Origin of the sequence: Neisseria sp. P0014.S002, assembly GCF_051958295.1 — a bacterium.
Taxonomy (GTDB): domain Bacteria; phylum Pseudomonadota; class Gammaproteobacteria; order Burkholderiales; family Neisseriaceae; genus Neisseria; species Neisseria flavescens_B.
In genome coordinates, this window is sequence record NZ_JBQCVO010000001.1 from 135,180 (window position 1) to 141,211 (window position 6,032).

General features: G+C 47.7%; 4 protein-coding genes and 2 tRNA genes. 5 read left to right on the forward strand and 1 reads right to left on the reverse strand.

The annotated features are described in order from the left end of the window. Nucleotides 1-30: 30 nt before the first annotated feature. Nucleotides 31-2,010 carry a transketolase gene (tkt, locus tag ACTHSX_RS00600; protein WP_440376607.1) on the reverse strand — a complete coding sequence of 660 codons (1,980 nt, stop codon included), beginning with the start codon at nucleotides 2,008-2,010 and terminating at the stop codon, nucleotides 31-33. 448 nt (nucleotides 2,011-2,458) lie between these two features. Here tkt and ccoG point away from each other — a divergent pair, with 448 nt between their 5' ends. From ccoG to ACTHSX_RS00625, 5 genes are all read left to right on the forward strand, one after another. Further along, a complete protein-coding gene (ccoG, locus tag ACTHSX_RS00605; protein WP_440376606.1) occupies nucleotides 2,459-3,943 on the forward strand; it encodes a cytochrome c oxidase accessory protein CcoG in 1,485 nt (494 codons plus the stop codon). Nucleotides 3,944-3,948: 5 nt separating this feature from the next. Next, nucleotides 3,949-4,515: a FixH family protein gene (locus tag ACTHSX_RS00610; protein WP_083315964.1), complete on the forward strand. Its 567-nt coding sequence runs from the start codon at nucleotides 3,949-3,951 to the stop codon at nucleotides 4,513-4,515. Nucleotides 4,516-5,191: 676 nt separating this feature from the next. Beyond that, a complete protein-coding gene (gene pgsA / locus ACTHSX_RS00615; RefSeq protein ID WP_070713474.1) occupies nucleotides 5,192-5,752 on the forward strand; it encodes a CDP-diacylglycerol--glycerol-3-phosphate 3-phosphatidyltransferase in 561 nt (186 codons plus the stop codon). 94 nt (nucleotides 5,753-5,846) lie between these two features. Continuing rightward, a tRNA-Gly gene (locus ACTHSX_RS00620) sits at nucleotides 5,847-5,922 on the forward strand. 34 nt (nucleotides 5,923-5,956) lie between these two features. After that, nucleotides 5,957-6,032: transfer RNA gene (locus ACTHSX_RS00625), tRNA-Gly, on the forward strand.

A 6,032-nucleotide genomic window follows, 5' to 3' on the forward strand; every position in this document is an offset into this window, starting at 1 on the left:
CGGCCTTTTTATCTCAATCAAAAATCTGATTTACAAAACGGATTTAACAGTGGCAACCACATTGTCTACGGTAAAGCCGAATTCTTTGAACAGCAAATCAGCAGGTGCAGACTCGCCGAAGCGGTTGATACCAACCACTGCACCGTTCAAACCAACGTATTTATACCAACCGTCGGCATGTCCTGCTTCTACGGCCACGCGTGGCAAGCCTTCCGGCAGAACGGTGGCTTTATAGGCAGCATCTTGGCGGTCGAATACATTGGTAGAAGGCATGGAAACAACGCGTACAGCAATACCTTGTTCTGCCAATACCTTTTGTGCTTCCAAAGCCAATTCAACTTCAGAACCGGTTGCGATTACAACAGCTTGTGCATTGCCTTGAGCTTCACTGATCACGTAAGCACCGCGTTTGATGTCGTTCAACTGTTGCTCATCACGCGCTTGGAATTTCAGGTTTTGACGGCTGAAAATCAGGCTAGACGGATGATCGGCCGCTTTAACGGCTTCAGACCACGCTACCAAAGATTCAACGGTATCACATGGACGCCATACATCCATATTTGGAATCAAGCGCAGAGTAGCAGTTTGCTCGATAGGTTGGTGGGTCGGACCGTCTTCGCCCAAACCGATGGAGTCGTGGGTGAACACAAATACAGGGTTGATTTTCATCAGCGAAGCCATACGCAAGGCGTTACGCTCGTATTCACTGAACATCAGGAAAGTCGCGCCGAAGGGTTTCACACCGCCATGCAGCGTAAGGCCATTCATGATCGCGCCCATACCGAACTCGCGCACGCCGTAGTGAATATAGTTGCCGCCGTGTTCGCGGGTAACGGAAACGCTGTTTGACCAGTCAGTCAGGTTGGACGGGGTCAAGTCGGCAGAACCGCCCACCAACTCAGGCAACTCTTTTGCCAAGATTTCAATGCTGTTTTGGCTGGCTTTACGGGTGGCGATGGTTTCCGCTTTGGCGCATACTTCTTTCAATGCGGCTTGAACATAAGCATCGAAGTTTTCAGGCAGTTTTTTATCCATACGGCGCACGAATTCTGCGGCTTCGGCAGGATATTTGGCTTGATATTGAGCGAAGAGTTCGTTCCATTCGGCCTCAAGTTTCGCGCCTTTTTCTTTTGCATCCCATGCAGCATAGATTTCTTGAGGGATTTCAAACGCAGGATAAGCCCAACCCAAATGTTTGCGCGTGGCTTCGATCTCGTCTGCACCCAAAGGCGCACCGTGGGTTTTATGGCTACCCTCTTTATTGGCACTACCTTTACCGATTAAGGTTTTGCAGCAAATCAGGGACGGTTTGCCGGTTTCAGCTTTGGCCGCTTCAATGGCCGTCTGAATGGCATCAGTGTCATGACCGTTTACATTTGGAATCACATGCCAGCCGTAGCTTTCAAAACGTTGCGGGATGTTTTCGGTAAACCAGCCGTCCACTTTACCGTCAATAGAAATATTGTTGTCATCATATAAAACAATCAGTTTGCCCAAGCCCAAAGTACCGGCAAGCGAGCAGGCTTCATGCGATACGCCTTCCATCATGCAACCGTCGCCCATGAAGACGTAGGTGTGGTGGTCAACGATGTTCAAACCGTCTTTATTGAATTCGGCAGCCAAGATTTTTTCGGCCAAAGCCATGCCCACAGCGTTGGCAATACCTTGTCCCAATGGACCGGTCGTGGTTTCCACGCCGTCGGTGTAGCCATATTCCGGATGGCCGGGGGTTTTGCTGTGCAGTTGGCGGAAGTTTTTCAGATCATCAATAGAAACGTTGTAGCCGGTCAGGTGCAACAGGCTGTAAAGAATCATGGAGGCATGACCATTGGAGAGGACAAAACGGTCGCGGTTGTAGAATTTCGGGTTGGCCGGATTATGATTGAGGAACTTCGTCCACAATACTTCCGCCATTTCCGCCATACCCATAGGCGCACCCGGGTGGCCGGAGTTGGCTTTCTGTACGGCATCGACTGAGAGGAAACGGATTGCGTTTGCCAGTTGAGACATGGTTTGACCTTCCTTGGACAAGATTGGAAATATGAAAAAGTGTGCCGATTATCGCCTGAATTAGCCGTGCTTTCAAGAATAGCCTTTGATATTTGCATTGTCAGGCGGCATGATTTCCAATAGGCCGTCTGAAACGGACGGGATAGATGATATTAACTGTTATTTCGTTTTGAAACAGTATGTTGTAAATTTTTTATCGGATAAATAGGAAATCACTATAAGCATAAACCTACACTTATTCCGTAAGTCTTTGAATACTGCTCTTTTCAGACGGCCTTGTATGAGGCAGGAGTACCGCAACTATTGTTAAGGACAAGCCCCGCTTTTGCTTTGCATAGAGTCAAATGTTATGATTTTATATGCACGCCCAAGGCCGTCTGAAAATACTCACATCAAACTACTACCATGACAAAAGGCTTGTGTGCACTTCGATTAAGGAACACTGATTATGTCACCCGAAAACCAAGCTGAAAACACTCCCTCCTCAACAGACAAACCTGCCAAAACCGCTCCTCCTAAAACATTCAATCCAAGAGCCAGCGTTATCCAGATCCACCCTGAAGGCGAACGCATCCATCCGAAAAAAGCAGAAGGCCGGTTTGCCAAATTGCGTATTGCCGCTGTATTGGCCACGCAATTTGTGTTTTATGTGATTCCATGGTTTAACTGGAGTGGCCGTCAGGCTGTCTTGTTCAACATCCCAGATCGCCATTTCTATATTTTCGGCCTGTCACTGGGTATGGGCGACTTGATTTATCTTGCCCTGCTGCTGATGATTTGTGCTTTCGGCCTGTTTTGGTGGACAACCATTGCCGGCCGTTTGTGGTGCGGCTATTCTTGCCCGCAAACGGTTTACACCGAAATCATGCTTTGGATCGACAACTTGGTTGAAGGCGACCGCAACAAACGTTTAAAACTGGAAAAATCGCCTTGGAACTTTACTAAAATCCGCATTAAGGCCACCAAATACCTACTGATTTTCCTTGTCTGTGCGTGGACAGGTATCACTTTTGCAGGCTGGTTTGTCCCTATCCGCCAGTTTGTTCCCGATTTATTCACCGGAGCAGCAGGCGGCGGCGCAATGTTTGCCGCAGCGTTTTACGGATTCATGACCTTCTTCTTTGCCCACATTATGCGCGAAAAAGTGTGTCTGCATATGTGCCCGTATGCACGCTTCCAAAGTGCGATGTTTGACAAAGACACGCTGATTATTTCCTACGATACCGAACGCGGCGAACCTCGCGGTGCACGCAAAAAAACCGCCAACAAAGAAGACAGCGGTTTGGGCGACTGTATCAACTGCACCATGTGCGTACAAGTCTGCCCCGTCGGCATCGATATCCGCGACGGCCTGCAATACCAATGTATCGGTTGTGCAGCCTGCATCGACGCTTGTGATGAAATCATGGACAAAATGGGCTACGAGCGCGGCTTGATCCGTTATACAACCGAAGGCGCGTTGGAACACGAATACCCTGAAAGCGACATCAAAAAACGCTTGAAACGTCCTCGCGTTGCAGGTTATGGTGCAGTATTGTTTGTGGTTATTATTGCTTTCTTAACCGGCATTTCTACCCGTAAAATGATCGAAGTGGATATTCTAAAAGACCGCGGTGTGATGGTGCGTGAAAACAGCCAAGGCTGGTTGGAAAATGCCTACAACCTGCGCATCATTAATAAGAGTGAACATGAACAGACCGTTACTGCAACAGTCAAAGGTTTTGATGATATCGCCTTGACCGGCTTGCCAGAAAACGGTATTAAAATTGCACCACGCGAAACCGTGACCATTCCGGTTCAAGTGTCCACCCTCCCTGAGTACGCCGAAAAAGGCAGTCAGCCGATTGAATTTACCTTCACATATCGTGAAACCGATGACGCTGATGCCGAACCGACTGTCCTGAATGAAAAAGCAACCTTTATTGGAGAATAACAACGGTGTCCCAACCCAATTCCACTAAGCCTTGGTATAAACACATTTGGCCTTGGGTGCTGATGGCAGGTCCCATCTTTGTCGTTATCGCCAGCGTTTCCATGTTCTTCGTCGCAAAAGAACATACGACAGACTTGGTTTCCGACGATTACTATAAAGACGGCAAACACATCGAAATCCAGCTTCACCGCGATGAAGAAGCCGTTAAACGGCAGATTCAGGTGCAGGTTTTAATCAGTCCGGAAATGAATGCCGCCAAAGTATTCGTCAGCGGACAATTCGATCCCAAACAGCCATTAAACCTGTTGCTGATGCACCCGACACGCAAAGCTGACGACCAAACCGTCAAGCTGCGCGCCGTAACAGCCGAACCACAAAACGGCCGCATGGAATACGAAGCCGTCTTTAAGCCTTTACGCCCAACCAATCATTGGTACTTGCGCGTTGAAGATGCCTCAGGCGTATGGCGTGTTGAAAACAAATGGATAGTCAGCCAAGGCAATGCAGTCAACCTGACCCCCATGGACAAATTGTTCGACAACGGAAAACAAGCCGCTTCAACAGAACAATAAATCCCGACCCAGGCCGTCTGAAACCTTTCAGACGGCCTGAAATCTTCATACCCTCTTATATTCCCTTCCAAATATGATTTTTTCCGATTGGCGCAGACTGACCGAAAATGAAGTCCGTATGGCAAAACAAGTTTTTGCGGACAGCATAAACTTCCACCACATCAAAATATATCGCGGCATTCCACTTATACCCAACGCCAATACCGCCATTGCGCCCAATGGAAACATATACTTTCCTCGTAAACACAGCCCTGATGATTTCACTCAAGCCGGCATCGCCTACAAAATCTGGCTGATTCATGAGCTGACACATGTCTGGCAACACCAGCGCGGTCACAAAGTTTGGCTTTCCGGTCTATTCATCATGCTCAAAGGCGGATATAGGAAACGCAAAGCTTACGCCTACCCTATCCCCTTACCCCACATCAACCAATTAAATATCGAACAGCAGGCAGACCTTATTGCTCACTATTTCGCAGCTACTTTTCTACCCAAAAACATTTACACCCCGCAACAGCCTATTTTTCAGACGGCCTTAGCAGATTTTCTTCACAACCCACACGACAAAAATCTATGCCCAAGATACTTGTCGGCAAAAAAACAACACTTCAAAAAGCAGAGTGAACAAATAAGCTATAATGAACAACCCGACACATCATCCAAAAGATCCCAAACCATGCCTTGGAACATACCTATTTTACTTACCTGGATGCGCGTCCTATTAATCCCCGTGTTCACCATCCTATTCTATTTACCGAACACATGGATTCAACCACAAACCGTCAACTGGACAGCCGCCATCATCTTTGCACTTGCAGCTGTTACAGACTGGTTTGACGGCTTTTTGGCACGCCGCTGGAAACAAACCTCCGACTTTGGCGCATTCCTCGATCCCGTTGCCGACAAACTCATGGTTGCCGTTGCCCTACTCCTGCTCGTCAGCCTTGGCAGAACATACGCCATCTTCGCCATGATTATTATCGGCCGAGAAATCACTATTTCCGCCCTGCGCGAATGGATGGCACAGATGGGCAAACGTGGCAGCGTTGCAGTGGCCACTATCGGCAAATTCAAAACCACTGCCCAAATGATCGCCATCTTTCTTTTGCTTATCGGTACGGACAAATATAGCGACCCTTTCTATCTCATTGGTAACATATTGATGTTTATAGCATCTGTATTGACCATTTGGTCCATGTGCTACTACCTGAAAATGGCGTGGAAAGAATTCAAATAAAATTTTTAAAAAAATAAAAATAAAACACTTGACGCACACGATTAAATCCATAATAATTGCGTCTTCTTCGATATACGAAGCAACAAATATCAGAGCGGGAATAGCTCAGTTGGTAGAGCGCAACCTTGCCAAGGTTGAGGTCGCGAGTTCGAGACTCGTTTCCCGCTCCATACTGATTACTTGTTGATTGTTCTTTTTCAATATGCGGGAATAGCTCAGTTGGTAGAGCGCAACCTTGCCAAGGTTGAGGTCGCGAGTTCGAGACTCGTTTCCCGCTCCA

Bases quoted from the DNA above. Each gene is read 5' to 3' on its own strand.
- tkt (WP_440376607.1), bottom strand. From the start codon at position 2,010: ATGTCTCAACTGGCAAACGCAATCCGTTTCCTCTCAGTCGATGCCGTA.
- ccoG (WP_440376606.1), top strand. From the start codon at position 2,459: ATGTCACCCGAAAACCAAGCTGAAAACACTCCCTCCTCAACAGACAAA.
- pgsA (WP_070713474.1), top strand. From the start codon at position 5,192: ATGCCTTGGAACATACCTATTTTACTTACCTGGATGCGCGTCCTATTA.